A 25,565-nucleotide genomic window follows, 5' to 3' on the forward strand; every position below is an offset into this window, starting at 1 on the left:
TGTTACGGGCGTTACCGCGTGGGGGAGCGCCCGGTTACAGGCGCTCGAGGCCAACGAACGGGCATTCTGCCAGCAATCGCGCGAGGGGGCGCTGGTCGGGCAGGCAGAAGTTGCCGGGCACCAGCTCTGCCAGGGGGTACAGCACGAACGGGCGTGCGTGCATGTGGTAGTGGGGAACCTTCAGGCGCGGCTCGTCGAGCACCTGATCGGCATACAGCAGGATATCCAGGTCCAGGGTGCGAGGCCCCCAGCGTTCCTTGCGTTCGCGGCCCTGGTCGGCCTCGATGGCCTGCAGGGCATCGAGCAGCGCCAGCGGCGCCAGCGAGGTTTCGAGCGCCGCAACCGCGTTGGTGTAGCGCGGCTGGCCAGGCGACAGCGAGTCGCTGGCGTAGAACGACGACACACCGGCCAGTTGCGAACCCGGCAACCGGCCCAGCGCCTCGAGGGCGCTGCGCAGTTGCTGTTGCGGGTCGGCCAGGTTGCTGCCCAGGCCGATGTAGGCACGCACCATGCGGCGTTACTCGCCTGCGCCGTCGGCGCGCTTGCGCTTGCTCGGGCTGCGCTTGCGTTTGCGCGGGCCCGCGCCGGCGCCGTCGTCGCGGCTGCCCAGGTCACGGATCATGTCGCGGCGCTCGCTGTCGTTGCAGTCCTGGTAGTCGGTCCACCATTGGCCCAGGCCGTCGGTTTCCTCGCCCGCGCTCTCGCGCAGCAGCAGGAAGTCGTAGCCGGCGCGAAAGCGCGGGTTGTCCAGCAGCAGGTCGGCACGTTTGCCGCTGCGCCGTGGCAGGCGCTCCTGCATGTCCCAGATCTCGCGGATCGGCATCGTGAAGCGCTTGGGGATCGCAATGCGCTGGCACTGTTCGGCGATCAGCTCGTGGGCGGCTTCCTGCAGGGCCGGGATCGGCGGCATGCCGCGGCTCTGCAGGCGCAGGGCACGCCCTGGCAGCGCCGGCCAGAGCATGGCGGCGAACAGGAAGGCCGGGGTGACCGGCTTGCCTTGCTTGATGCGCAGGTCGGTGTTGATCAGCGCCTGGCTGATCAGGGTGTGGGTGTAGGTCGGCTGGTCTTCCAGCGCCTGGGCACTGGCCGGGAACAGCGGGTCGAACAGTTGCAGGTCGACCAGCATCTCGAAGGTGTCGGCCGCATAGCCGGACAGGAACAGCTTCAGGGTTTCTTCGAACAGGCGTGCGGCAGGGATTTCGCGCAGCATCGGGGCCAGCTCGCGGATCGGCTGCACGGTGTGCTTTTCGATACCGAAGTTGAGCTTGGCCGCGAAGCGCACGGCCCGCAGCATGCGTACCGGGTCTTCCTGGTAGCGCTGCACAGGGTCGCCGATCAGGCGGATCAGACGGTTGCGGATATCGTGCACGCCGTTGGCGTAATCGAGAATGCGCTCGCTGACCGGATCGTAGTACAGGGCATTGATGGTGAAGTCGCGGCGCTGCGCGTCTTCTTCCAGGGTGCCGTATACATTGTCACGCAGGATGCGCCCGCTCTCGTTGCGTGAAGAGGTGTGGCTGTTCTCTTCCTCGACCTCGGGATGGTTGGCGCGGAAGGTGGCGACTTCGATGATTTCGCGACCGAAATGGATATGCACCAGCTTGAACCGCCGGCCGATGATCCGGGCATTGCGAAACTCTGCACGGACCTGTTCGGGGGTGGCACTGGTGGCGACGTCGAAGTCCTTGGGGGTAATGCCCAGGAGTTGATCGCGAACGCAACCGCCGACCAGGTAGGCCTGGTAGCCTGCGTTCTGCAGGCGCTCGACGATGTTCACCGCGTGGCGGCTGAACTGGCCACGTTGCAGTGAATGCTGGCCGCTATTGATCACTTCGGGCGTGGTGCGAATGTGGTGCTGGCCACTTACGGTAGGACGGAATGACTGGAACAACTTCTTCAGCATGGGATGCACTGTTTGAAGGAATGTTCGGCCAAAAACGAAGAATGGCCGCATGATGGGCGGGGATTCTAGCATTTACTCGAAGGATGGTGTAGGCGGGTGCATCGGGCGGGCTGAAAGCCGGAAACTACAAGGGGAGCCGAAGCTCCCCAAGAAGTAGTTGCATGCTCTTATTGTTCTTTTGCCGGGCTTCTTGTTTTTGTTGAGTGCCCTACCCACAAAACCGCAAGGCTTGTGGGTGTTCTCCCTAACCGGGAGTCAAGAGCAAACGGATTGCTTTGGTCGCTGAGGTTGCAGTGATCATGCGATCCAACCAGTTCAGGCCCTGCTTGAGTGCAGTTTTTGTTGTTCTCTGCCTGGTTGTGGGGCAAGCCCCAAATACAACTCCTCTCCAAAAGAATCAGTTAGCTGCGCCTCCGCCGTCTTGTTCTTATTGTGCGTGAGCCGATTCGTCTTATTTTTATTGTCTTTTGCAGTGCTTGTTATTGTTCTTGTACCGAACATATAGCAGGTGCCGTGCCAACTTTTGCAAACCCCAGTAAAACAAGGGGTTAGGCGGTTTTGGGGGCGTCTGGCGGGCATAAAAAAACCGGGGATTCGTTACCGTATGCCCCGGTTTCTGTTACGTGATCAGCGTGAGGTAACATTTTTTTCACACGCCCTGGTGTTACCTGCCGGTAACACCGGTGCGCGTGCTGGCTCAGCTTTCGCTGGTGGCCCCGCTCTTGCGCCGCGGGATACCCAGGCGCTGACGACGTTCCCACAGGCATTTGCGGCTGACACCGAGCTTGCGGGCCAGTTCGGTCTCGGTCATGTGGTCCTGGTGTTCGAGTACAAAGTGCTGGAAGTAGTCTTCCAGTGACAGGTCTTCGGTCGGTTCGTGGCTGGTGTTGCTGGCGGCGCCGCCGGCAGACGGCAGGCCGGCGAACACGTCATCGTCTTCCAGGTCGGCCAGCTCGATGTCGATGCCCAACAGGTCGGCAGAGATTTCCGGGCTTTCGCACAGGATCACCGCGCGCTCCACGGCGTTTTCCAGCTCTCGCACGTTGCCCGGCCAGGAGTAATGACGAATGGCCTGTTCGGCGTCATGGGCAAACTTCAGGTCGTTGCGCCCGATGCGTGCGCTCTGGCGGGCGAGGAACGCATTGGCGATCTCGTTGACGTCGGCGCCACGCTCGCGCAGGGCGGGCAGCTTGAGGGCGATCACGTGCAGGCGATAGTAAAGGTCTTCGCGGAACTGGCCGACCTTGGCCAGGTTCTTCAGGTCGCGGTGGGTGGCGGCAATCAGGCGCACATCGACCTTTTGCGATTGCACCGAGCCCACCCGTCGGATCTCGCCTTCCTGCAGTACGCGCAGCAGGCGGGCCTGGGCTTCGAGCGGCAGTTCGCCGATCTCGTCGAGAAACAGCGTGCCCCCGTCGGCCGCTTCGACCAGGCCGGCACGGCCGGCGCTGGCGCCGGTGAACGCGCCCTTTTCGTGACCGAACAGCTCGGACTCGATCAGGCTTTCGGGGATCGCCGCGCAGTTGACCGAAATCATCGGCGCCTTGGCCCGGCGTGACAGGTTGTGCAGCGCGCGCGCCACCAGCTCCTTGCCGGTACCCGATTCACCCTGGATCAGTACATTGGAGTCGGTGGGCGCGACCTTGCGGATCTTGCCGTACAGGTCCTGCATCGGCGGGCACGAGCCGATGATGCCGATTTCGCCATTGGCATTGCCCGGCTTGTCCGCCGGGGCCGCCTTGGCGCCGGCGCTGCTGCGCTCGGCAGGGGCGGCGGGGGCGTTCTGGCGGTCGCGCAGGATGCGGGCGACGGCCTGGAGCATCTCGTCGTGATCGAAGGGCTTGGCGATGTAGTCCACTGCGCCCATCTTCATCGAGTCGACGGCCGAGCGCAGGCTGGCGTAGCTGGTCATGATCAGCACCGGCTTGCCTTCGCCCAGCTTGATCAGCTCGGTACCCGGTGCGCCGGGCAGGCGCAGGTCGCTGACAATCAGGTCGAAGCTCGGAATGCTGAAGCGTTCCTGGGCCTCCTGTACCGAGCCGGCTTCGCTGACCTGGTACTGGTTGCGTTCGAGCAGGCGACGCAAGGCCGAGCGGATGATGGTTTCGTCTTCGACGATCAGAATATGCGGCATTGATTCAATTCTCTCGACGGTCTCAGTTCACAGCGGACGTCGCTACGACATGACGCGGCAGGGTCACACGGATCCGGGTGCCACGCTGGCTTTGAGTATCGGCCGGGCTGTCGATGGTGATTTGTCCATAATGCTCTTCCACGATGGAATAGACCAGAGCGAGCCCCAGCCCGGTGCCTTCGCCCGGATCCTTGGTGGTGAAGAAGGGTTCGAACAGCCGGTCCATGATGCTCTTCGGAATGCCGCTGCCTTCGTCCTCGACGATCAGGTCGACGGTGTGCTCGCTGGCTTCGCTCTTGACCCGTACCGCCGTGCCGGCCGGCGATGCATCGCGGGCGTTGGACAGCAGGTTGATGAGTACCTGCGCCAGGCGCTGCGGATCGCCGTCGACCCAGTGCTCGGGGTCGCACAGGTTGAAGAACTGTACTTCGAAATTGCGCCGGTTCAAGGCCAGCAGACCGATGGCATCCTGCGCCACTTCGGCCAGGCACACCGGTTCGTCACTGTGCTGGTGGCTGCCGGCGTGGGCGAAGCTCATCAGCGACTGGACGATGCGCGAGATGCGCTTGGTCTGCTCCAGGATCTGGCTGCTCAGCTCGGTGATCTCGCCGTCGTCCTCGCGCTCTTCACGCAGGTTCTGCGCCAGGCAGGCGATGCCGGTGACCGGGTTGCCGATTTCGTGGGCGACCCCGGCGGCCAGGCGGCCGATGCTGGCCAGGCGCTCGGAGTGCACCAGCTTGTCTTCGAGCATCTGGGTTTCGGTGAGGTCTTCCACCAACAGCACCAGGCCGCTGTTGCCCGGTGCCAGGGGCTCGTCGATGGCCGCCTTGTGCAGGTTGAGCCAGCGGGTCTGCCCGTCCAGGCCCAGGCGCTGCTTGTGCAGGTGCTCGTCGGGCACGTTGATGAACCCCAGCAACAGGCCGCGCCAGGGTTCGCCGATGGTGGTCAGGCGCGAGCCGACCACACGCTTGGCGGGGATGCCGGTCAGCTCTTCCATGGCCCTGTTCCACATCAGGATCTCCTGATCCTTGGCCAGCGAGCAGACGCCCATGGGCAGCTCCTGCAGGGTCTGGCGGTGGTAGCGGCGCAGGGCATCGAGCTCGGCGGCCAGGCCGGTGAGGCGCGAGTGATAGTCTTCCAGGCGGCTCTCGATGAAATGGATGTCTTCGGTCACGTAGTTCTCGCTGCCCGACTTGTACGGCAGGAAGGTCTCGACCATGTCCTGTGCCACGCTGGGGCCCATCAGGCCCGACAGGTTGGCCTCGATGCGGTCGCGCAGACGTCGCAGGGCGTACGGGCGGCGTTCGTCGAAGGGCAGGTACAGGTCGCGCAGGGCTTGCTCGACTTCTTTCTGCGCGGCCTTGGCGCCCAGCGGCTTGGCCAGCTGGGTGGCGAATTCCTGCGGCGAGGCGGCGTGCAGTTCGCGCCGTTGCGGACGGCGCACGTTATCCACGGCGCAGGCCTCGGCGGCGGCGACTTCCTCGGCGCTGGCGTTGCTGAACAGCGAGATCAGGGTGAACAGCAGCACGTTGGCCGCCAGCGAGGCGATCGCCGCCATGTGCCAGCTGGTGTCGTCGAGCACATAGATCATGTTCAGCAGCGGAATGTAGAAGCCCTGCAGGTTGCCCACCAGCGGCAGCAGCATGGTCACCATCCACACCAGGATCCCCGCCAGCAGGCCGGCGATGAAGCCGCGCCGGTTGGCGGTGGGCCAGTACAGCACCGACAGCACGCCTGGCAGGAACTGCAGGGTGGCAACGAAGGCGACGATGCCCAGGTTGGCCAGGTCCTGCTGGGCGCCGAGCAGCAGATAGAAGCCGAAACCGGCGGCGATGATCGCCACGATCAGCGCGCGGCGCGTCCATTTCAGCCAGCGATAGATGTTGCCTTCGGCCGGCGGCTGGTACAGCGGCAGCACCAGGTGGTTCAGCGCCATGCCCGACAGCGCCAGCGTGGTGACGATGATCAGCCCGCTGGCGGCGGATAGCCCGCCGATGTAGGCCAGTAGCGCCAGGGCCTGATTGTTGGCGGCGATGCCCAGGCCCAGGGTGAAGTATTCCGGGCTGGTGCTGGCGCCCAGCTTGAGCCCGGCCCACAGGATCAGCGGTACCGCCAGGCTCATCAGCAGCAGGAACAGCGGCAGGCCCCAGCTGGCGCTGACCAGCGAGCGCGGGTTGAGGTTCTCGGTAAAGGCCATGTGGTACATGTGCGGCATCACGATGGCCGAGGCGAAGAACACCAGCAGCAGGGTGCGCCACGGGCCTTCCTGCAAGGGTGTGTGCAGCGCGGCGAGGGCGGTCTGGTTCTGCAGCAGCCACACCTCCAGCTCGTGCGGGCCGCCGAACACCCCGTACAGCGCATACAGGCCGATACCGCCCAACGCCAGCAGCTTGACCACCGACTCGAAGGCGATGGCGAACACCAGCCCTTCGTGTTTCTCGCGGGTGGCGATATGGCGTGAGCCAAAGAAGATGGTGAACAGCGTGATCATGGCGCAGAAGGCCAGGGCCACGCGACTCTTGACCGGCTCGCCGGTGAGGATGCTGATGGAGTCGGCCACGGCCTGGATCTGCAGGGCCAGCAGCGGCAGCACGCCGATCAGCATGAAGATCGTGGTGAGGGCGCCGGCCCAGGTACTGCGAAAGCGGAACGCGATGAGGTCGGCCAGCGACGAGAGCTGGTAGGTGCGGGTGATCTTCAGGATCGGATAGAGCAGCACCGGGGCGAGCAGGAATGCACCGGACACTCCCAGGTAGCAGGCCAGGAAACCGTAGCCGTACTGGTAGGCCAGGCCGACTGTGCCGTAGAAGGCCCAGGCACTGGCGTACACGCCCAGCGACAGGGTGTAGGTCAGTGGGTGGCGAATGATCGAGCGCGGGATCATGCCGCGCTCGCTGATCCAGGCCACGCCGAACAGCACCAGCAGGTAGGCGGCGCTGATCAGGATCATCTGGGTCAGGCTAAAGCTCATCGGCATCACGTTGGCTCTGCAGGATAAAGGTCACGACGATCAGGATCAGCCACAGCAGGTAGGGGCGATACCAGGCGCCGGTGGGTTCGATCCACCAGTCCATGATGGCCGGGGAGAACAGGTAGATCCCCACTACCAGAAGCAGGACCAAGCGATAGATGTACATGCGGGCCTCGTTGGCTGTGGACGCTGCGTGCCTGGGCTTATTATTGGCGCAAATCGGCGTCGATGGTAACGGAAGGGCCGGTGCCTGCAAACGACCTTCGCCAGAATGCCCAACGAATTGAATTTGTTGGGCTTTGTGCAAGCTGTTCCGGCCTCTTCGCTGTCCAGGTTCTGTACTGGCCTGGAGGGCAACGGTGCACCGATGGGCGCTGGCCTGCCAGCGAAGGGCTCAGCGCCTGTATCAGCAGTGGGCACCGATCAATGAAGGTCGGCTTCCGGCACGCTCAGGCGCCGGGGCAGGGCGTCGGTATTCCAGTGCTGGGCGGCGTGCGCGAGTACCTCGCTCGGCGTACCCAGCGCCATGCCCGCCTCGACCGGTTGGCCGAGAGCACGCAAGGCCCGCAACAGCAAGGGTGTGGCCTGGTCCGCTGGCAACGGTGCCGAGCGATACGACTTGCCCAGCTTGTGCCCGTCGGGCTGGGTGATCAGCGGCACATGCAGGTAGCGCGGCTGCGACAGGCCCAGCAGCTCCTGCAGGTACAGCTGGCGCGGGGTGTTGTCGAGCAGGTCGGCGCCGCGCACGATATCGGTCACGCCTTGCCAGGCATCGTCCAGCACCACTGCCAGCTGGTAAGCGTACAGGCCATCGCGGCGCCGGATCACGAAGTCGCCCACCTCGCGTCCCAGGTGCTGCTCGAAGCGGCCCTGCAGACGGTCGGTGAAGTGATAGCTCAGCTCGGGCACGCGCAGGCGAATGGCCGCGTCCTCCTGGGCGTGGCCCAGGTTGCGACACAGGCCCGGATAGATACCGTTGTACCCTTCCAGCTGCTTGCGCGAACAGGTACAGGCGTACGCCAGGCCCTGCTGGAACAGGCGCTGCACCACGGCGGCATAGGCGTCGTGACGCTGGCTCTGGTACACCACTGCGCCGTCCCAGTACAGGCCGTAGTTTTCCAGGGTGTGCAGGATGGCGGCCTGGGCGCCGGGGGCTTCGCGCGGCGGGTCGATGTCTTCCATGCGCAGCAGCCATTGCCCGCCCACCGCGCGTGCGTCCAGCCACGAGGCGAGGGCGGCGACCAGCGAGCCGAAATGCAGAAAACCACTGGGGGTGGGGGCGAAGCGCCCGATGTAGCGCGGGGTGTTCATCACAGGCGGGTAGATCCGACAGCCATAAATGAAACGGGGCGCCTTGAGCGCCCCGTTCTGTTCAGGTCAGGCCTTGCCGACCTGTTTTTCCTTGATTTCCGCAAGGTTCTTGCAGTCGAAGCACTTGTCGGCGGTAGGGCGGGCCTCCAGGCGGCGCACACCGATTTCAACACCGCAGTCTTCGCACCAGCCGTAGTCCTTGTCCTGGATCAGTTGCAGCGTCTTGTCGATCTTCTTGATCAACTTGCGCTCGCGGTCACGATTGCGCAGCTCCAGCGCAAATTCTTCTTCCTGGCTGGCACGGTCTGCCGGGTCGGCAAAGTTGGCTGCCTCTTCCTTCATGTGGTCTACAGTCCGATCCACTTCCTTCATCAGGTCCTGCTTCCACTTGTTCAGGATGGAGACAAAGTGGGCCCGCATGTCATCGCTCATGTACTCCTCACCCTTACCAGCTTCATAGGGGGTGAAGTCGCCAACGGCTTGAACGGTTTGTTTCTTTTCTTGGGTGGACATGAATAGACCGCCTCTCACTCTTCTAATCCATTGCGCAGGCTTCTCCATCTCCGGCGCCCGCCGGCCCTGCGACTGCGAGCCGCCGAACTTACCAGATCGAATCGGGGCGCGCTACTCCCGGTTGTCTCCCCGGTTGACCACGGCTTTACCCACACGTTCGTTCCCATGCATGGGTAGAATCATCATTTTAGACCCATTTGAGAGAAGGCCATGGCCCAGCCCTACAGTGCGCGCAGTCGCGCCATCGAACCCTTTCATGTCATGGCGCTGCTGGCGCGGGCCAACGAACTGCAGGCAGCCGGGCATGACGTGATCCACCTGGAGATCGGCGAGCCGGACTTCACCACTGCCGCGCCCATCGTCGAAGCCGGCCAGGCTGCCCTGGCCGCAGGCCACACGCGCTACACCGCGGCACGTGGCCTGCCTGCGCTGCGCGAGGCGATTGCCGGGTTCTATGCCCAGCGTTACGGGGTGAACATCGACCCGCAGCGCATCCTGATCACCCCGGGCGGCTCGGGCGCATTGCTGCTGGCGGCCAGCCTGTTGGTCGACCCAGGCAAGCACTGGCTGCTGGCCGACCCGGGCTACCCGTGCAACCGGCACTTTCTGCGCCTGGTCGAGGGCGGTGCGCAACTGGTGCCGGTCGGCCCCGAGGCCAACTACCAGCTCAATGCCGACCTGGTCGAGCGTTACTGGGACAACGAGACCGTCGGTGCACTGGTGGCCTCGCCCGCCAACCCCACCGGCACGGTGCTCGACCGCGAGCAACTGGCCAGCCTGTCGCAGGCCACCCGTGCGCACAATGGCCACCTGGTGGTCGACGAGATCTATCACGGCCTGACCTACGGCATCGACGCCCCCAGCGTGCTGGAAGTCGATGACGAAGCCTTCGTGCTGAATAGTTTCTCAAAATATTTCGGCATGACCGGCTGGCGCCTCGGTTGGCTGGTAGCGCCGCCTGCAGCGGTCGCCGACCTGGAGAAGCTGGCGCAAAACCTCTACATCAGTGCGCCGAGCATGGCCCAACATGCTGCGCTGGCCTGTTTCGAACCGCGCACGCTGGCGATTTTCGAGGAGCGTCGCGCCGAGTTCGCGCGGCGTCGCGACTTCCTGTTGCCGGCCCTGCGCGAGCTGGGCTTCGGTATCGCGGTGGAACCGCAAGGGGCGTTCTACCTGTACGCCGATATCAGCGCGTTCGGCGGTGATGCCTTCGCGTTCTGCCAGCACTTCCTCGAAACCGAGCACGTAGCCTTCACCCCGGGCCTGGACTTCGGTCGTCACCAGGCCGGGCACCATGTGCGGTTTGCCTACACCCAGAGCCTGCCGCGCCTGCAGCAGGCGGTCGAGCGGATCGCCCGCGGTTTGCGGAGTTGGCAAGGCTGATGCGTTTTTTCCCCGAACTTGAGCAGGCGCGCCTGCTGCGGCGCTACAAGCGTTTTCTGGCCGACATCGAACTGGCCAACGGCGAACAGATGACCATCCACTGCCCCAACACCGGGTCGATGCTCAACTGCATGCTGGAGGGCGGCAAGGTCTGGTTCAGTCGGTCCAGCGACCCCAAGCGCAAATTGCCGGGCACCTGGGAAATCGCCGAGACCCCGCAAGGCCGGCTGGCCTGTGTGAACACCGGGCGGGCCAATGCCATCGTCGAAGAGGCGCTGCACGCCGGGCGCATCACCGAGCTGGCCGGCTTCACGGCGCTCCGGCGCGAGGTGGCCTATGGCGAGGAACGTAGCCGCATCGATTTTCGCCTGGAGTACCCCACAGGGCCGGCCTATGTCGAGGTCAAGAGCGTGACCCTGGGCTTCGACGGCTCGCGGGTGGCGGCGTTTCCCGACGCGGTGACCCAACGTGGCGCCAAGCACCTGCGCGAACTGTCGGCACTGGTCCGCCAGGGCGTGCGGGCGGTGCAACTGTATTGCGTGAACCTGAGCGGCATCGATGCGGTGCGCCCGGCCGAGGAAATCGACAGCGCCTATGCGGCGGCCTTGCGTGCAGCGGCAGCCGAAGGTGTCGAGGTGCTGGCCTACGGCGTGCACCTGGACGGCGAGCAGATCAGCATCGACCGCGCATTGCCGGTGATGCTCACGTCGTAATGAGCCAGATGCCCTGGCTGTCTTCACGGCAGTCCAGGGCCTGCAATGCATCCCCGGTACAGGGGCCGGCCACGCATTCACCGGACTCCGGCACGAACAGTGCGCCGTGATGAACGCAGGCGATCAGTTGGGCGCTGGGGTCCAGGAATTGGTCTGCCTCCCAGTTCAGGCCGATGCCACGATGAGGGCAGCGGTTGCGGTACAGGTAGACGCGGCCCTGGCGACGTACGCCGAACAGGTCGATGCCTGCGGCCTTGAAGCCACGGCTCTGGCCCTCGCCCAGATCGGACGGGCGGCAAAGAAGGTGCATGGGTAGGTTCACTTGAAGAAACGAGAGTCGGCTTGACGTCCAAATGCAAATAATTATCAAATTGCCCGCAATGGCCGTGCCCGGCGTCTTTATACCGCGAGTACGGGCACTGCCCAACCGTTATCCACCTGGACAACGGTCCGCCTTCATCTAAGGAAGCCTTGCTATGCGCCGACGTGCCAGCCTGATCGCCCTGTGTATCGGGCTTGTTTTCAACTCGGCGGCCCAGGCCGAACCCCTGGCCGCCCGCTGGGTCAGTGCCGGCGGTGCGCTGAGCGAGTGGGTGGTGGCGCTGGGCGGCGAGTCGCGGCTGGTGGGCGTCGACACCACCAGCCAGCACCCGGCGAGCCTCAAGGCGCTGCCCAGCATCGGCTATCAGCGTCAGCTGTCGGCCGAAGGGGTGCTCAGCTTGCGCCCGGACCTGCTGGTGGGCACCGAGGAGATGGGCCCGCCAGAGGTGCTCAAGCAGCTCCGGGGGGCCGGGGTGAAGGTGGAGCTGTTTTCGAGCACGCCCGAGCTGCAGGCCGTGCATGGCAACCTCCGGCAACTGGGCCGCCTGATGGGCGACGAGGCACAGGCAGAGCGCCTGTTCGGCGAGTACCGGCAGCAGCTTGACGGGCTGGCGGCACGAATCAAGGCAGTGCAGGGCAGTCAGGCGGCCCCTGGCGTGATTCTGCTGGTGGGGCATGGCGGTGCCAAGCCGATGATCGCGGGCAAGGGGACCGCAGGCGACTGGATGATTCGCCAGGCCGGCGGGCGCAACCTGGCCGACAATGACGGCTACAAGAACTTCTCGGTCGAGGCGCTGGCGGCGCTGAACCCCCAGGTGCTGGTATTTGCCGATCGCAGCCTGTCGGGCGAGGCGGCGCTGCAGGCCCTGCTCAAGGAAAACCCGGCGCTGGCGGCCTCTCGCGCAGCACGGGACAAGCGTCTGGTCGAACTTGACCCGACCTTGCTGGTGGGCGGCCTCGGGCCGCGTCAGCCGGCCAGCCTGCAAGCGCTGGCGCAAGCCTTCTACCCGGCGGCCAAGGCGCAACTGGCCCCATGAATCGACTGGTACCACCGCGTGCTCTGTTCATCGGCCTGAGCCTTCTGTGCCTGTTGGCGGTGTGGCTGTCATTGGCACTGGGGCCGGTCAGCCTGCCGTTGCTCGACACCCTGCGAGCCGGGCTGCGCCTGATAGGCGTGCCGATTCAGGCCCAGGGGCTGGAGCAGGCCGAACTGATCCTGGGCCAGATTCGTCTGCCGCGCACCTTGCTCGGGCTGGTGGTCGGCGCGGTGCTGGCGATTTCCGGGGTGGCGATGCAGGGCCTGTTTCGCAACCCGCTGGCCGACCCCGGCCTGGTCGGGGTGTCCAGCGGTGCTGCACTCGGGGCGGCGGTGGCGATTGTGGGCGGCAACTGGCTGGGGGGCGTGCCCGAGGTGTTCGCGCCCTATCTGTTGTCGATCTTCGCCTTTCTCGGCGGGCTGGGCGTGACCGCGCTGGTCTACCGGTTGGGCCGGCGTGACGGTCAGACCAGTGTCGCCACCATGCTGCTGGCGGGCATCGCCCTGACCGCCCTGGCCGCCTCGGTGGTGGGGCTGTTCACTTATCTTGCCGATGACGCCACGCTGCGTACGCTGACGTTCTGGAACCTGGGCAGTCTCAATGGCGCAAGCTACACGCGCCTGTGGCCGTTGTTGCTGGTGGCGGTGGTGGTGACCTGGTGGCTGCCACGCCGGGCCGAGGCGCTCAATGCCCTGCTGCTGGGTGAGTCGGAGGCGCGCCACCTGGGTATCGAGGTCGAAACACTCAAGCGCGAACTGGTGTTCTGCACCGCGCTGGGCGTTGGGGCGGCGGTAGCGGCGGCGGGGTTGATCGGTTTTGTCGGGCTGGTGGTGCCGCACATGGTGCGACTGTTGTCCGGCCCCGACCATCGCGTGTTGCTGCCGGCGTCGCTGCTGGCCGGAGCGTCGCTGCTGCTGTTCGCCGACCTGATTGCGCGGCTGGCACTGGCGCCGGCAGAACTGCCGATTGGCATCGTCACTGCATTTATCGGTGCCCCCTTCTTCCTTTTTCTGCTGCTACGGGGGCGTGCCTGATGCTACGGGTGGAGAACCTGCAGGTGGTGCGCGGGCAGACCCGGGTGCTCGATGGCATCACCCTGGGCATCGAGCCGGGGCAGGTGCTGGGTGTGCTGGGCCCCAATGGTGCTGGCAAGAGCACCTTGCTCGCAGCGTTGTGCGGCGAATTGCCTGCCCATCAGGGCCGTGTGCTGCTGGATGAGCGTGCGTTGGGCGACTGGAGCGGTCATGAGCGGGCACAACGCCTGGCGGTGTTGCCGCAGACTTCAAGCCTGGGCTTTGCGTTTCGTGTCGAGGAGGTGGTGGCCATGGGGCGACTGCCCCACCGCACTGGTCAGGTGCGCGACCAGGCAATCGTGGTCGAGGCACTGGAGGCGGCGGATGCCGGGCACCTGGTGGGGCGCAGCTACCTGGCGCTGTCGGGGGGCGAGCGTCAGCGAGTGCACCTGGCGCGGGTGCTGGCGCAGCTCTGGCCAGGGGGCGACGGCTGCACGCTGTTGCTCGACGAGCCGACGTCCATGCTCGACCCCTTGCATCAGCACACCACGTTGCAGGCGGTTAGAGCCTTTGCCGACCGTGGTGCGGCGGTACTGGTGATCCTGCATGACCTGAACCTGGCGGCGCGCTATTGTGACCGCATCCTGCTGCTCGAACGTGGCTGCCCGCATGCGCTGGATACCCCTGAACAGGTGCTTCGGCCCGAAGCGCTGCGCGCCGTGTTCGGCCTTGAAGTACTGGTTCAACCTCACCCCGAGCGGGGGCACCCGCTCATCATCGCCCGCTAGGAGCTCGCCCATGCCTCGCACGTTGCTGTTTGGCACCCTGTTGCTGCTGGCGTTGGGACTGAGCGCTTGCCAGTCCGGCGCAGCGTTGGCGCCACTGCCGCAGTGGCAAGGCCCGCAGGGGCGCGAGCATGCCGAACTGGGGCAGATCCGCGAGTTGAGCACAGGCCGGTTACTGACACCGGAGCAACTGGTCCGGCGCCTGGCTGCGGCACCGCGGGTGCTGGTGGGGGAGCAGCACGACAACCCCGATCACCATGCCTTGCAGTTGTGGTTGTTACGCGCGCTGGAGCAGCAACGGCCGCAGGGCAGCCTGCTGTTGGAGATGCTGGAGCCGGCGCAGCAGGCGCGGGTGGATGCACTCAAGCAGCAGCCCACGCTACCGGTCGACCTGGTGTCGGCGCTGCACTGGCAATCAGGTTGGGATTGGGCCCTGTATGGCCCGATCGTGCGCCATGCGCTGGGGCAGCCCTATCCGTTGCTGGCGGCGAACCTTGATCGCGCCGAGGTGCGGGATATCTACCGCCAGGTACCGAAGTTGGAGGGGCAGCACGCTACGACCGCTGCGGTTACCCAGGCCTTGCTCGACCAGGTACGTGAAGGGCATTGCGGGCTGCTGCCTGAATCGCAGATGCCGGCCATGCTGGCGGTACAGCAGCAGCGTGACCGGCGAATCGCCCAGCGCCTGATGCAGGCGCCGACGCCGGCCCTGCTGTTGGCGGGGGCCTATCACGTGCGCAACGACCTGGGCGTGCCCTTGCATCTGCTGGACCTGGGGGTAGAGCAGGGCACCAGCGTGCTGATGCTGGCGCAGGTGGGGGAAAAGGTGGACGCAGGCATGGCCGATTACGTGTGGTTTACCGCTGGCGTGGCCGAGCAGGATTACTGCGCGAGCCTGCGCAAGGGCGGGTGATACAGGCTGTGAATGTGTGGTGGCCCTTTTCGCTGGCTTGCCAGTGCATAGGCCACAGGCAACTCAAATCCCAGGCAAAAAAAGACCCGGCAAAGTGCCGGGTCAATAACCGTGATTAGCCTGATGAGGAGATAATCTGAGAGTCCGAACCAAGGTCTTTCAGAATATCCAACCAGTCTCGCGACCAGCTGTGATAATCATAACGATTCTCATTTCGAAGTCAATCCTTTCATTCTGCTTATTTCAATTATTTTTGCAGGGCGCCTTGGCATCCAGCTGTTTGTTCAGCGCATCCTTGCGTTCAACGGGGATGTCGTTCCAGTGCACATCCAGCAGCGCGCCTTCTATCGCGTAGAGCAGCACCTTCGAGGCACGAAAGCCGCGGCTGCGTACCGCGTGGTAGGCGTTCACCGCGCCCAGCCGACGAAGGTCCGAGAGACTGTGGATGCCCACCGCATGCAGCCACTGCGCCGACGTCTTGCCAAGATTTTTCAGATGCTGAAGTTCATCGTTCATCAAGCCTCCTTGCGACGGCTGAACGGGTCCTGGAGATTGATTCGTGGGCAGGTCAAGAAGGAGTGTAGCGGCAGTTGGAAAATACGCGGCGTTTTGCCATGGGCGGTGCACGGCGGGGCCTGCAGCCACCGCCGGCGTTGCCAGGCGGTGGCTGTCGGCAGATGCTTTCAGCGGGTGCGGTAACGCAGGCGGGTGCCGAAATTGACCGACATCAGAATCTCGTCGGCACTCAGTTCTGCGGGGAAGTAGGTGCCGGAGATCTGCGCGTGGGCCAGGCTGGCACCTTCGAGGCAGTTCTCGCGCAGGTCCAGCCCACGCAGGTCGGAGGCGCGAAAGTAGGCGCCACTGAAATCGATGCCCTCGGTGTCCAGCTTGCGCAGGTCCAGCCCTCGAAAGTCACCGTCCTTGAAGTCGACAATGGCGTTCCTGGGCTTCTCACGATTGAATTCCGCGATGTGTTCCTTGTGCACCAGAGCGTATAGCGCGCTGTCGAGCTGGCGTGGCTGGTTCATGAGGGCGCCTCCTTGTGTGGCCTGATGATGGCATTATAGTGCCACTGTGCGGAGGCGCCCGAGATAGAGGCGTGAAGTGTGGACTGCTTCACGCCCTCGCCGTTTTAAAGGCCGGGCAGGCGCTGGCGAATCTGCTTGACCAGTTCATCCAGGCTGCCGCTTTCGTTGGTTTCCACGCGCTTGGCCTTGAGCAGCTCTTCGCCTGTCAGCGGGTCGCGACTGGCTTGCTGGGCGGCGACCACTTCCAGAGTGGCGTCGGACGGGTCGTTCTGGTCGGCCTGGCGCTGTGCCAGCCAGCTGGCGATCACGGCGTCCGGTGCATTGCAGTCGAGGATCAGGAAGGGAACGCCGGTTTCGCTGGCAACGTCGGCGGCGGCCTGGCGCTGTGCCTGCTTGAGGTAGGTGGCATCGATCACCACCGGGAACCCCGCGCGCAGGATTGTCCCGGCCAGCTGATGCAGGTGCTGGTAGGTCTTCTGGCTGGCGTCATCGGCGTAGATGCCTTGTTGCAGCTGACCGGCGGCCTGCTCGGCCTGCTCGCCGAACAGGCGCTTGCGTTCAACGTCCGAGCGCAGGCGAATGGCACCCAGTGCTTCGACCATGCGCATGGCGACATGGCTTTTGCCAACGGCCGACACACCGTGGGTGATGGCCAGCAGGCGCGACGGGATAGCGCTGTAGCTTTCGGCCAGGTTGGCGTAGTTGCGGTACTGACGCAGGGTGGTGGCCCGTTGTACGCCATCGGCGTCGGCCGGCATGCTGAACAGCGCGACCTTGGCCCGCACCAGCGCACGGTAGGCCTTGTAGAAGTTCAGCAGTTCGAGGCCGGCGTAATCGCCGGTGATTTCCAGGTACTGGCTGATGAAGCGGCGCGCCAGCGACTTGAGACCGCGGTCTTCCAGGTCCATGGCCAGGAACGCCGTATCGGCGTACACATCGGTCAGGCGGAAGGGTTCGTTGAATTCGATGCAGTCGAAAATCACCACCTTGCCGTCGATCAGTGTGGCGTTGCCCAGGTGGATATCGCCATGGCACTCGCGTATGAAACCTTCGGCCTTGCGCGTTTCGAACAGGCCATGCAGTCGATCGAAGCTGCTGCGCGCCCAGGCCTGCAGCGCATCGAGCTGCACCAGGTCGGCCTTGTCGCTGAGGAACGGGCGAATCTGTTCGAAGTTCTGTTCAACCGGGGCCATCACGCTGTCGGGCGTGCCCAGCGGGTGTTCGACAGCCACTTTCGGTGCGGCCAGGTGGAACTGGGCGATCTGGCGGGCCATCTGGTCGATATGCGCAGCGGTCAGTTCGCCATTGGCCTGCAGCGTGCTGAGCATCTGGTTCTGGGGGAACTGGCGCATTTTCAGCGCGTACTCGATCGGCGCGCCGTCACCTCCCAGCTGCGGGGCCTCGACGCTGCCGGTGATGGGCAGTACTTCCAGGTACAGGTCGTCAGTCAGGCGCTGGTTGAGGCGCAGTTCTTCGGCGCAGAAATGCGCGCGACCCGACAGCTCGGTGAAGTCCAGGAAGCCGAAGTTCATCGGTTTCTTGATCTTGTAGGCGTATTCGCCCGTGAGCAGCACCCAGGAAATGTGCGTCTCGATGACCTGGAATTCCTTTACAGGGTGCGCAAACAGGGCCGGGTTTTGCAGGGCGGCGATCAAGGCTTGGCTCACGGTCGATCCTTCTGGGTCGTGGGAGATTCGAATCGACCATTATGGCGGCAAGCGGGGCCGCTGCAAACCGCCGGAGGGCGTCTGTCGACAAGCCATAAAGTGCGTATAATCCGCCGCCATGACTCGTACCCGATCTTCCCGTACCTCTAAAAAACGCCCTTCTGGCCGCGCGCGCGCCTGGTTGGGCTGGGCCCTCAAGCTCAGCCTGGTCGGCCTTGTGGTGCTGGCCGGCTTTGCGGTTTATCTCGATGCCGTGGTCCAGGAGAAATTCTCCGGCAAACGCTGGACCATCCCGGCCAAGGTCTACGCACGCCCGCTCGAGCTGTTCGTCGGGCAGAAGCTGAGCAAGAACGACTTCCTGATCGAGCTCGACGCCCTGGGCTATCGCCGCGAAAGCGTGGCCAACGGCCCTGGCGCGGCCTCGGTCAATGGCAACACCATCGACCTCAATACCCGCGGCTTCCAGTTCTATGAAGGCATGGAAAAAGCCCAGGGCGTGCGCGTACGCTTCTCGGGCGACTACGTTGCCGGCCTGAGCGGTACCAATGGCTCGAAGCTCGACGTGGTGCGCCTGGAGCCGCTGCTGATCGGCGGCATCTACCCGAAGAACCTTGAAGACCGCATCCTGATCAAGCTCGATCAGGCGCCGCCCTATCTGCTCGAAACCCTGGTGGCGGTGGAAGACCGTGACTTCTACCACCACTTCGGGGTGTCGCCCAAGTCGATTGCGCGGGCCATCTGGGTCAACACCTCGTCCGGCGCCATGCGCCAAGGCGGCAGTACCCTGACCCAGCAGTTGGTCAAGAACTTCTACCTGACCAACGAGCGCAGCCTCAGCCGCAAGCTCAACGAAGCGATGATGGCGCTGCTGCTCGAAGCCCACTACAGCAAGCGCGACATCCTCGAGGCGTACCTCAACGAGGTGTTCGTTGGCCAGGATGGCCAGCGTGCGGTGCACGGTTTCGGCCTGGCCAGCCAGTTCTTCTTCAGCCAGCCGCTGTCCGAGCTCAAGCTGCACCAGGTGGCGCTGCTGGTGGGCATGGTCAAGGGGCCGTCCTACTACAATCCGCGTCGTTCCCCGGAACGCGCGCTGACGCGTCGCAACCTGGTGCTCGACCTGCTGGCCGAGCAGGGCGTGGCGACCCCCGAGGCGGTCGAAGCCGCGAAGAAAATGCCACTGGGTGTGACCAAGCGCGGCAGCCTGGCGGACAGCTCGTTCCCCGGCTTCCTCGACCTGGTCAAGCGCCAGTTGCGCCAGGACTACCGTGACGAAGACTTGACCGAGGAGGGGCTGCGTATCTTCACCAGCTTCGACCCGATCCTGCAGATGAAGTCCGAAGCGGCGATGAACGAAACCTTCAAGCGCCTCAGCGGGCGCAAGGGGGCGGACGAAGTCGAGGCGGCGATGGTGGTGACCAACCCGGAAACCGGGGAGGTGCAGGCACTGATCGGCAGCCGCCAGGCCGGGTTTGCCGGTTTCAACCGTGCCATCGACGCCGTGCGTCCCATCGGCTCGCTGGTCAAGCCGGCGGTGTACCTGACCGCGCTGGAAAAACCGAGCCAGTTCACCCTCACCAGCTGGGTGCAGGATGAACCCTTCTCGGTGAAGGGGGCCGATGGCCAGGTGTGGAAGCCGCAGAACTACGACCGGCGCGCCCATGGCACGATCTTCCTGTACCAGGGGCTGGCCAATTCCTACAACCTGTCGACCGCCAAGCTTGGCCTGGAAGTGGGCGTGCCCAACGTGCTCAAGACCATTGGCCGCCTGGGTGTCAACGTCGACTGGCCGGCCTTCCCGTCGATGCTGCTGGGTGCCGGGGGCATGTCGCCGGTGCAGGTTGCGACCATGTACCAGACCCTGGCCAATGGCGGCTTCAACACGCCGATGCGAGGCATCCGCAGCGTGCTGACCGCCGAGGGCGAGCCGCTCAAGCGCTACCCGTTCCAGATCCAGCAGACGTTCGACCCGGGGTCCATCTATCTGGTGCAGAACGCCATGCAGCGGGTGATGCGTGAAGGTACCGGACGCTCGGTTTACAGTGTATTGCCCAGTTCGTTGAACCTGGCCGGCAAGACCGGTACCAGCAACGATTCGCGTGACAGCTGGTTCGCAGGGTTCAGCCAGGACCTGCTGGCAGTGGTGTGGCTGGGTCGCGATGACAACGGCAAGACACCGTTCACCGGCGCCACCGGCGCGTTGCAGGTCTGGACCAGCTTCATGCGCAAGGCCGACCCGCTGCCACTGGACATGCCACAGCCTGACAACGTGGTGCAGGCCTGGGTCGATCCGCATACCGGCCAAGGTTCCGATGCCAGCTGCCCGGGCGCGGTACAGATGCCGTATATTCGCGGCAGTGAGCCAGTGGCCGGCGCCGCCTGTGGCGGCGAGCAGGCACCTGCCGAGTCCGTGATGGACTGGGTCAAGGGCTGGATGAATTAAGCCAAAGCACAGCAAAGAGGGTGTGACGTGAACAAGTGGTTGTTTCCTGCCTTGACGGCACTGGCTTTGCTTACAGGTTGCGCCAGCGTGCAGCGTGGCTCGATCCCCGTAGTGGATTCAGGGACGCGGGTTTCCAACAGCGAGCGGGTGTCGGCCAACCGTGCCGGCGCTGCCGTGAACACCGGTACTCGCCAGGCGCAGGCGATGCCGCAGGATTCCGGGGTGACGGTGATGGTGCCCCAGGGCGCCGGCTCCGAGCCGATCCAGACCTTTGCGGCGCCTACCGGGCCCGCGTCGATCGACACCGGGCCGATTACCCCAGGCCCGCAGAATTCGGCGCCGTTCCCGAGCACCAGCAGCGGTGGCTACAGCGCACCGAGCGCACCCACCGGCATTCCCAGTTCGAACACCGGCAGCGGCGGCCTCTCGGCTGACGAACAGCTCGATGGCCCGGTGCTGGCGCTGTTGACCACGGCGCAGACGCAGCAGACCGGCGGCGATCTCAACGGCGCCTCGTCCAGCCTTGAGCGTGCCCAGCGCATTGCCCCGCGTGAACCGCAGGTACTCTACCGTCTGGCCCAGGTGCGACTGGCCCAGGGCGATGCGGCGCAGTCCGAACAGCTGGCGCGCCGTGCCCTGACCTACGCCAACGGTCGCCCCGATCTGCAGGCCGGCCTGTGGGACATCATCGCCCAGGCGCGCGACAAGCAGGGTGACGCCGCCGGCGCCGCGCTGGCTCGCCAGAAAGCCAAGGTCAGCCTGTAATGGAGGCGCGCATCCTGGCGATTGCAGACCACCTGCTGCTGATAGAGCACGAGCTGCACAGGCAGGGCTGGTGGTCCGCCGAGGCGCCCAGTGCGCAAGCCCTGGCCAGCACCACGCCGTTCGCCGTCGACGCCATGAACTTCGATCAGTGGCTGCAGTGGATCTTTCTGCCGAAGATGAAACAGATACTCGAAAACGGTGCGCCGCTGCCCAGTGCCTCGGGCATCCTGGTGATGGCTGAAACGGTGTACGTGGATCGGCCGCAAGAAAGTCGCGAGTTGCGTCGTCTATTAGCAGAGTTTGACCAATTGATCAGTGCTTCTGCCTGAATTTCCCTATTTTCACCCTAAGAGCCGCAGATTGTGGCTCTTTTTGTTTCTGAAGTTTGTTTTTCTGCTGCTGTCTTTGTAATTCGTGGTGGCTGCGGATCGTCATTTGGAAAAATTGGCAATAATTTTTCTTGACTTGCAGGCGCAGAATCAGAAGAATCCAGTTTCCGCTGTAGAGGGACTGCCAGAAGCAGACCCGCTAAGCAGATCATGAGGCGCACACCCGCGCCGACCTGTTACACCCCGCAACGCGTTACCTCGCGCTGGGTGGGAAAACCCCGCAACACTTTGGGGCGCTCCCAATACTTGCTCAGTCAGTGCTGACGTAGTCGGCGATTTCGTCGCTCATGCTCTGCTTGGCAGTAAACCTATTAAGACCCGTCCTGCCTGGACGGTATTCTGGCGTTTTAGAGGTGAACAACGTGGAGCTTTTATCTGGCGCTGAAATGGTCGTCCGCTTTTTGCGTGACGAAGGCGTTAAGCACATCTACGGGTACCCTGGCGGTGCTCTCCTGCATGTATACGATGCCCTGTTCAAGGAACCGGAAGTAAGCCACATCCTGGTTCGCCACGAGCAGGCGGCAACCCACATGGCCGACGGCTATGCCCGTGCCACCGGCAAGGCCGGCGTGGTACTGGTGACTTCCGGTCCGGGTGCCACCAATGCCATCACCGGTATTGCCACGGCGTACATGGACTCCATCCCGATGGTCATCCTCTCCGGTCAGGTGCCCAGCACCATGGTCGGTACCGATGCCTTCCAGGAAACCGACATGATCGGTATCTCGCGGCCGATCGTGAAGCACAGCTTCATGATCAAACATGCCTCGGAAATTCCTGAAATCCTGAAAAAAGCCTTCTACCTGGCTGAATCCGGTCGTCCTGGCCCGGTTGTCGTCGATATTCCGAAAGACATGACCAACCCGGCCGAGAAGTTCGAGTACGTCTACCCGAAAAAGGTCAAGCTGCGCTCCTACAGCCCGGCCGTTCGCGGGCACTCGGGTCAGATCCGCAAGGCCGCCGAGATGCTGCTGGCCGCCAAGCGTCCGATCGTCTACTCCGGCGGTGGCGTGATCCTCGGTGGTGGCTCGGCTGCGTTGACCGAGGTCGCGCAACTGCTCAACCTGCCGGTCACCAATACCCTCATGGGGCTGGGTGGCTATCCGGGCACCGACCGTCAGTTCCTGGGCATGCTCGGCATGCACGGCAGCTACACGGCCAACCTGGCGATGCACCATGCCGACGTGATCCTGGCCGTCGGTGCGCGTTTCGACGACCGTGTGGTCAACGGCCCGGCGCGGTTCTGCCCGAATGCCAAGGTCATCCACATCGACATCGACCCGGCATCGATCTCCAAGACCATCAAGGCCGATGTGCCTATCGTCGGTCCGGTCGAGAGCGTGTTGAGCGAAATGCTCGCCACCTTGCGCGAAATCGGCGAGAAGCCTGATCAGGCGGCGATGGATGCCTGGTGGAAGCAGATTGCCGAATGGCGTGGCGACGGCATCATGTTCCCGTACAACAAGGGCGATGGCAGCGTCATCAAGCCGCAGACCGTGATCGAAACCCTGTGCGAAGTCACCAAGGGGGATGCGTTCGTCACCTCCGACGTGGGTCAGCACCAGATGTTCGCGGCGCAGTACTACCGCTTCAACAAGCCGAACCGCTGGATCAACTCCGGTGGCCTGGGCACCATGGGCTTCGGTTTCCCGGCGGCCATGGGCGTCAAGCTGAACTTCCCGGACCAGGACGTTGCCTGTGTCACCGGCGAGGGCAGCATCCAGATGAACATTCAGGAGCTCTCTACCTGCCTGCAGTACGACCTGCCGGTAAAGATCGTCAACCTGAACAATGGCGTGTTGGGCATGGTTCGCCAATGGCAGGACATGGCCTACAACAGCCGTCACTCGCACTCCTACATGGAATCGCTGCCTGACTTCGTCAAGCTGGCCGAAGCCTATGGTCACGTGGGTATTCGCATCACCGACCTGAAGGACCTCAAGCCCAAGCTCGAGGAAGCCTTCGCCATGAAAGACCGGTTGGTGTTCATCGATATCCAGGTCGACAACAGCGAGCACGTCTACCCGATGCAGATCAAAGACGGCTCGATGCGCGATATGTGGCTGAGCAAGACGGAGCGGACCTAATCATGCGGCACATTATTTCCCTGCTGTTGGAAAACGAACCAGGTGCCTTGTCCCGTGTGGTCGGCCTGTTCTCGCAGCGCAACTACAACATCGAAAGCCTGACCGTCGCCCCGACCGAAGACCCGACCCTGTCGCGCCTGACGTTGACCACGGTCGGTCATGACGAGGTGATCGAGCAGATCACCAAGAACCTGAACAAGCTGGTTGAAGTGGTCAAGCTGGTCGACCTGTCGGAAAGCGCGCACATCGAGCGTGAACTGATGCTGGTCAAGATCAAGGCCACGGGTGCGCAGCGTGCCGAGATCAAGCGCACCACCGATATCTATCGTGGGCAGATCGTCGACGTCAGCAGCACGGTCTATACCGTGCAGCTGTCGGGCACCAGCGACAAGCTGGACAGCTTCATCCAGTCGATTGGTACCGCGTCCATTCTCGAAACAGTACGCAGTGGTGTCACCGGCATTGCCCGTGGCGACAAAGTGCTCAGCATCTAACTCAAAAAATTAGCGAATGGCCTGAAAGGGCCGAGATAACCAGGGGTATTTTCATGAAAGTTTTCTACGACAAAGACTGCGACCTTTCGATCATCCAGGGCAAGAAAGTTGCCATCATCGGTTACGGTTCCCAGGGCCACGCTCAAGCGTGCAACCTGAAAGACTCCGGTGTGGATGTCACTGTCGGTCTGCGTAAAGGTTCGGCCACCGTTGCCAAAGCCGAAGCCCACGGCCTGAAAGTGGCTGACGTGGCAAGCGCTGTTGCCGGTGCCGACCTGGTCATGATCCTGACCCCGGACGAGTTCCAGTCGCAGCTGTACAAGAACGAAGTCGAGCCGAACATCAAGAAGGGCGCCACCCTGGCCTTCTCCCACGGTTTCGCTATCCACTACAACCAGGTCGTTCCACGTGCTGACCTGGACGTGATCATGATCGCGCCAAAAGCGCCTGGTCACACCGTGCGTTCCGAGTTCGTGAAAGGCGGCGGTATCCCTGACCTGATCGCCATCTACCAGGACGCTTCCGGCAATGCCAAGAACGTTGCCCTGTCCTACGCCGCAGGCGTTGGTGGCGGCCGTACCGGCATCATCGAAACCACCTTCAAGGACGAGACCGAAACCGACCTGTTCGGCGAGCAGGCCGTTCTGTGCGGCGGTACCGTCGAGCTGGTCAAGGCCGGCTTCGAAACCCTGGTTGAAGCGGGCTACGCGCCAGAAATGGCCTACTTCGAGTGCCTGCACGAACTGAAGCTGATCGTTGACCTCATGTACGAAGGCGGTATCGCCAACATGAACTACTCGATCTCCAACAACGCCGAATACGGCGAGTACGTGACCGGCCCTGAAGTCATCAACGCCGAATCCCGTCAGGCCATGCGCAATGCCCTGAAACGCATTCAGGACGGCGAATACGCCAAGATGTTCATCAGCGAAGGCGCTACCGGCTATCCTTCGATGACCGCCAAGCGTCGCAACAACGCTGCCCACGGTATCGAAGTCATCGGCGAGCAACTGCGCTCGATGATGCCTTGGATCGCAGCGAACAAAATCGTCGACAAGGCCAAGAACTGATCTTGATCTGATGCGATGAAAACGCGGCTTCGGCCGCGTTTTTTCGTTTAGGCAGTCAGCTTCTGGTATAAAGCTTCATCGTTTGCCGGCGAACCCTCGTCGCAGACGTCTGTCGAAACTTTCCAAACCGTTGCAAGGTAATGTCCATGAGCGAACGTCCCGAAGAGCCGAACAAGGCCTCTGACGCCGAAAGCCTGCTACCGATCGATGAGCATGTTGAAGAAGGGCATGACGCCGAAGGACGCAAGGTACGGCATCGCGGCATCTATCTGCTGCCCAACCTGTTCACCACTGCGAACCTGTTCGCCGGTTTCTATTCGATCATCAACTCCATGAGTGCGCAGAGCGCCCTGAGTGCCGGTGATCCGCGCGAAGCGAGCAAGTACTTCGCTTTCGCCGCCATCGCGATCTTCGTCGCCATGGTGCTCGATGGTCTGGACGGGCGTGTTGCCCGCATGACCAACACCCAGAGCGCCTTCGGCGCCGAGTACGACTCGTTGTCCGACATGGTCGCCTTTGGCGTGGCCCCGGCGTTGCTGGCCTTCGGCTGGGCGCTGGGTGACATGGGCAAGGTCGGCTGGATGGTTGCCTTCATCTATGTGGCGGGTGCGGCATTGCGCCTGGCACG

At 63.6% G+C, this 25,565-nt stretch carries 24 protein-coding genes (1 of these 24 cut by a window edge); 13 read left to right on the forward strand and 11 right to left on the reverse strand.

The annotated features are described in order from the left end of the window. Positions 1-34: 34 nt before the first annotated feature. The 7 genes from folK to dksA all read right to left on the reverse strand — a co-directional run bounded on the left by folK (position 35) and on the right by dksA (position 8,832). The gene (gene folK, locus V9K84_RS26145) at positions 35-511 is read right to left on the reverse strand and encodes a 2-amino-4-hydroxy-6-hydroxymethyldihydropteridine diphosphokinase (protein WP_088514002.1); all 477 of its coding nucleotides are present in this window, start codon (positions 509-511) and stop codon (positions 35-37) included. Between the two features lie 6 nt (positions 512-517). Beyond that, the gene (locus tag V9K84_RS26150; RefSeq protein ID WP_338793227.1) at positions 518-1,903 is read right to left on the reverse strand and encodes a polynucleotide adenylyltransferase PcnB; all 1,386 of its coding nucleotides are present in this window, start codon (positions 1,901-1,903) and stop codon (positions 518-520) included. Between the two features lie 697 nt (positions 1,904-2,600). Continuing rightward, the gene (locus tag V9K84_RS26155; protein ID WP_043863805.1) at positions 2,601-4,037 is read right to left on the reverse strand and encodes a sigma-54 dependent transcriptional regulator; all 1,437 of its coding nucleotides are present in this window, start codon (positions 4,035-4,037) and stop codon (positions 2,601-2,603) included. A gap of 22 nt (positions 4,038-4,059) precedes the next feature. After that, positions 4,060-7,014, reverse strand: a complete 2,955-nt coding sequence (locus tag V9K84_RS26160; RefSeq protein ID WP_162484883.1) for a sensor histidine kinase — start codon at positions 7,012-7,014, stop codon at positions 4,060-4,062. Further along, the gene (locus tag V9K84_RS26165) at positions 6,998-7,174 is read right to left on the reverse strand and encodes a hypothetical protein (RefSeq protein ID WP_003250005.1); all 177 of its coding nucleotides are present in this window, start codon (positions 7,172-7,174) and stop codon (positions 6,998-7,000) included. The genes V9K84_RS26160 and V9K84_RS26165 overlap by 17 nt, the downstream gene beginning before the upstream one ends. Before the next feature lie 257 nt (positions 7,175-7,431). Beyond that, positions 7,432-8,319: a tRNA glutamyl-Q(34) synthetase GluQRS gene (gene gluQRS, locus V9K84_RS26170; RefSeq protein ID WP_088514004.1), complete on the reverse strand. Its 888-nt coding sequence runs from the start codon at positions 8,317-8,319 to the stop codon at positions 7,432-7,434. Between the two features lie 66 nt (positions 8,320-8,385). Beyond that, positions 8,386-8,832: an RNA polymerase-binding protein DksA gene (dksA, locus tag V9K84_RS26175; protein WP_043863802.1), complete on the reverse strand. Its 447-nt coding sequence runs from the start codon at positions 8,830-8,832 to the stop codon at positions 8,386-8,388. A gap of 210 nt (positions 8,833-9,042) precedes the next feature. Here dksA and V9K84_RS26180 point away from each other — a divergent pair, with 210 nt between their 5' ends. After that, on the forward strand, positions 9,043-10,215 hold the full coding sequence (locus V9K84_RS26180) for a pyridoxal phosphate-dependent aminotransferase (protein ID WP_078481321.1): 1,173 nt from the start codon (positions 9,043-9,045) through the stop codon (positions 10,213-10,215). Continuing rightward, positions 10,215-10,928, forward strand: a complete 714-nt coding sequence (sfsA, locus tag V9K84_RS26185) for a DNA/RNA nuclease SfsA (RefSeq protein ID WP_054916531.1) — start codon at positions 10,215-10,217, stop codon at positions 10,926-10,928. Before V9K84_RS26180 ends, sfsA begins: the two co-directional genes overlap by 1 nt. Here the strand turns inward: sfsA and V9K84_RS26190 are convergent. Next, positions 10,918-11,238 (reverse strand): Rieske (2Fe-2S) protein, encoded by a 321-nt coding sequence (locus tag V9K84_RS26190; protein ID WP_088514005.1) that lies wholly within the window; start codon positions 11,236-11,238, stop codon positions 10,918-10,920. The genes sfsA and V9K84_RS26190 overlap by 11 nt on opposite strands. Before the next feature lie 166 nt (positions 11,239-11,404). Here V9K84_RS26190 and V9K84_RS26195 point away from each other — a divergent pair, with 166 nt between their 5' ends. The 4 genes from V9K84_RS26195 to V9K84_RS26210 are packed head-to-tail and all read left to right on the forward strand — an operon-like array spanning position 11,405 to position 14,997. Next, positions 11,405-12,286 (forward strand): ABC transporter substrate-binding protein, encoded by an 882-nt coding sequence (locus V9K84_RS26195; RefSeq protein WP_054916529.1) that lies wholly within the window; start codon positions 11,405-11,407, stop codon positions 12,284-12,286. A gap of 50 nt (positions 12,287-12,336) precedes the next feature. Beyond that, a complete protein-coding gene (locus V9K84_RS26200) occupies positions 12,337-13,320 on the forward strand; it encodes an iron ABC transporter permease (protein WP_178075056.1) in 984 nt (327 codons plus the stop codon). Then, on the forward strand, positions 13,320-14,087 hold the full coding sequence (locus V9K84_RS26205) for a heme ABC transporter ATP-binding protein (protein WP_088514007.1): 768 nt from the start codon (positions 13,320-13,322) through the stop codon (positions 14,085-14,087). The genes V9K84_RS26200 and V9K84_RS26205 overlap by 1 nt, the downstream gene beginning before the upstream one ends. A gap of 10 nt (positions 14,088-14,097) precedes the next feature. Continuing rightward, positions 14,098-14,997 carry a ChaN family lipoprotein gene (locus V9K84_RS26210; protein WP_088514008.1) on the forward strand — a complete coding sequence of 300 codons (900 nt, stop codon included), beginning with the start codon at positions 14,098-14,100 and terminating at the stop codon, positions 14,995-14,997. Positions 14,998-15,240: 243 nt separating this feature from the next. Here the strand turns inward: V9K84_RS26210 and V9K84_RS26215 are convergent, their stop codons facing one another. The 3 genes from V9K84_RS26215 to V9K84_RS26225 all read right to left on the reverse strand — a co-directional run bounded on the left by V9K84_RS26215 (position 15,241) and on the right by V9K84_RS26225 (position 17,692). Beyond that, complete coding sequence (locus V9K84_RS26215) at positions 15,241-15,513, reverse strand: TfoX/Sxy family protein (RefSeq protein WP_043863794.1); 273 nt, start codon at positions 15,511-15,513, stop codon at positions 15,241-15,243. A gap of 167 nt (positions 15,514-15,680) precedes the next feature. Beyond that, positions 15,681-16,025, reverse strand: coding sequence for a pentapeptide repeat-containing protein (locus V9K84_RS26220; protein ID WP_043863793.1), 345 nt, complete (start codon positions 16,023-16,025; stop codon positions 15,681-15,683). 104 nt (positions 16,026-16,129) lie between these two features. After that, positions 16,130-17,692 carry a bifunctional aminoglycoside phosphotransferase/ATP-binding protein gene (locus tag V9K84_RS26225; RefSeq protein WP_043863792.1) on the reverse strand — a complete coding sequence of 521 codons (1,563 nt, stop codon included), beginning with the start codon at positions 17,690-17,692 and terminating at the stop codon, positions 16,130-16,132. Positions 17,693-17,810: 118 nt separating this feature from the next. Here V9K84_RS26225 and mrcB point away from each other — a divergent pair, with 118 nt between their 5' ends. From mrcB to pssA, 7 genes are all read left to right on the forward strand, one after another. Beyond that, entirely contained in the window at positions 17,811-20,132 is a 2,322-nt protein-coding gene (gene mrcB, locus V9K84_RS26230; protein WP_054916525.1) for a penicillin-binding protein 1B, read from the forward strand. 27 nt (positions 20,133-20,159) lie between these two features. Then, positions 20,160-20,897 carry a hypothetical protein gene (locus V9K84_RS26235; RefSeq protein ID WP_054916524.1) on the forward strand — a complete coding sequence of 246 codons (738 nt, stop codon included), beginning with the start codon at positions 20,160-20,162 and terminating at the stop codon, positions 20,895-20,897. Next, a complete protein-coding gene (locus V9K84_RS26240; protein ID WP_043863789.1) occupies positions 20,897-21,226 on the forward strand; it encodes a YqcC family protein in 330 nt (109 codons plus the stop codon). Before V9K84_RS26235 ends, V9K84_RS26240 begins: the two co-directional genes overlap by 1 nt. Positions 21,227-21,648: 422 nt before the next feature. Next, positions 21,649-23,373, forward strand: a complete 1,725-nt coding sequence (locus tag V9K84_RS26245; RefSeq protein ID WP_043863936.1) for an acetolactate synthase 3 large subunit — start codon at positions 21,649-21,651, stop codon at positions 23,371-23,373. Positions 23,374-23,375: 2 nt separating this feature from the next. Then, a complete protein-coding gene (ilvN, locus tag V9K84_RS26250) occupies positions 23,376-23,867 on the forward strand; it encodes an acetolactate synthase small subunit (RefSeq protein ID WP_043863788.1) in 492 nt (163 codons plus the stop codon). Between the two features lie 53 nt (positions 23,868-23,920). After that, a complete protein-coding gene (gene ilvC / locus V9K84_RS26255) occupies positions 23,921-24,937 on the forward strand; it encodes a ketol-acid reductoisomerase (RefSeq protein WP_043863787.1) in 1,017 nt (338 codons plus the stop codon). Between the two features lie 146 nt (positions 24,938-25,083). After that, positions 25,084-25,565, forward strand: partial view of a CDP-diacylglycerol--serine O-phosphatidyltransferase gene (gene pssA / locus V9K84_RS26260; protein ID WP_043863786.1) — the 5' portion only. The gene runs 379 nt beyond the window's last position; 482 of the gene's 861 nt are visible here — the first part of the coding sequence; it begins with the start codon at positions 25,084-25,086; the stop codon falls past the right edge of the window.

This window comes from Pseudomonas sp. AE27 (assembly GCF_037113495.1).
GTDB lineage: Bacteria > Pseudomonadota > Gammaproteobacteria > Pseudomonadales > Pseudomonadaceae > Aquipseudomonas > Aquipseudomonas palmensis.

Bases quoted from the DNA above. Each gene is read 5' to 3' on its own strand.
- folK (WP_088514002.1), bottom strand. From the start codon at position 511: ATGGTGCGTGCCTACATCGGCCTGGGCAGCAACCTGGCCGACCCGCAA.
- ilvC (WP_043863787.1), top strand. From the start codon at position 23,921: ATGAAAGTTTTCTACGACAAAGACTGCGACCTTTCGATCATCCAGGGC.
- V9K84_RS26190 (WP_088514005.1), bottom strand. From the start codon at position 11,238: ATGCACCTTCTTTGCCGCCCGTCCGATCTGGGCGAGGGCCAGAGCCGT.
- mrcB (WP_054916525.1), top strand. From the start codon at position 17,811: ATGACTCGTACCCGATCTTCCCGTACCTCTAAAAAACGCCCTTCTGGC.
- V9K84_RS26215 (WP_043863794.1), bottom strand. From the start codon at position 15,513: ATGAACGATGAACTTCAGCATCTGAAAAATCTTGGCAAGACGTCGGCG.
- V9K84_RS26210 (WP_088514008.1), top strand. From the start codon at position 14,098: ATGCCTCGCACGTTGCTGTTTGGCACCCTGTTGCTGCTGGCGTTGGGA.
- V9K84_RS26195 (WP_054916529.1), top strand. From the start codon at position 11,405: ATGCGCCGACGTGCCAGCCTGATCGCCCTGTGTATCGGGCTTGTTTTC.
- V9K84_RS26150 (WP_338793227.1), bottom strand. From the start codon at position 1,903: ATGCTGAAGAAGTTGTTCCAGTCATTCCGTCCTACCGTAAGTGGCCAG.
- V9K84_RS26220 (WP_043863793.1), bottom strand. From the start codon at position 16,025: ATGAACCAGCCACGCCAGCTCGACAGCGCGCTATACGCTCTGGTGCAC.
- V9K84_RS26240 (WP_043863789.1), top strand. From the start codon at position 20,897: ATGGAGGCGCGCATCCTGGCGATTGCAGACCACCTGCTGCTGATAGAG.
- ilvN (WP_043863788.1), top strand. From the start codon at position 23,376: ATGCGGCACATTATTTCCCTGCTGTTGGAAAACGAACCAGGTGCCTTG.
- V9K84_RS26180 (WP_078481321.1), top strand. From the start codon at position 9,043: ATGGCCCAGCCCTACAGTGCGCGCAGTCGCGCCATCGAACCCTTTCAT.
- gluQRS (WP_088514004.1), bottom strand. From the start codon at position 8,319: ATGAACACCCCGCGCTACATCGGGCGCTTCGCCCCCACCCCCAGTGGT.
- V9K84_RS26205 (WP_088514007.1), top strand. From the start codon at position 13,320: ATGCTACGGGTGGAGAACCTGCAGGTGGTGCGCGGGCAGACCCGGGTG.
- dksA (WP_043863802.1), bottom strand. From the start codon at position 8,832: ATGTCCACCCAAGAAAAGAAACAAACCGTTCAAGCCGTTGGCGACTTC.
- V9K84_RS26165 (WP_003250005.1), bottom strand. From the start codon at position 7,174: ATGTACATCTATCGCTTGGTCCTGCTTCTGGTAGTGGGGATCTACCTG.
- V9K84_RS26160 (WP_162484883.1), bottom strand. From the start codon at position 7,014: ATGCCGATGAGCTTTAGCCTGACCCAGATGATCCTGATCAGCGCCGCC.
- sfsA (WP_054916531.1), top strand. From the start codon at position 10,215: ATGCGTTTTTTCCCCGAACTTGAGCAGGCGCGCCTGCTGCGGCGCTAC.
- V9K84_RS26155 (WP_043863805.1), bottom strand. From the start codon at position 4,037: ATGCCGCATATTCTGATCGTCGAAGACGAAACCATCATCCGCTCGGCC.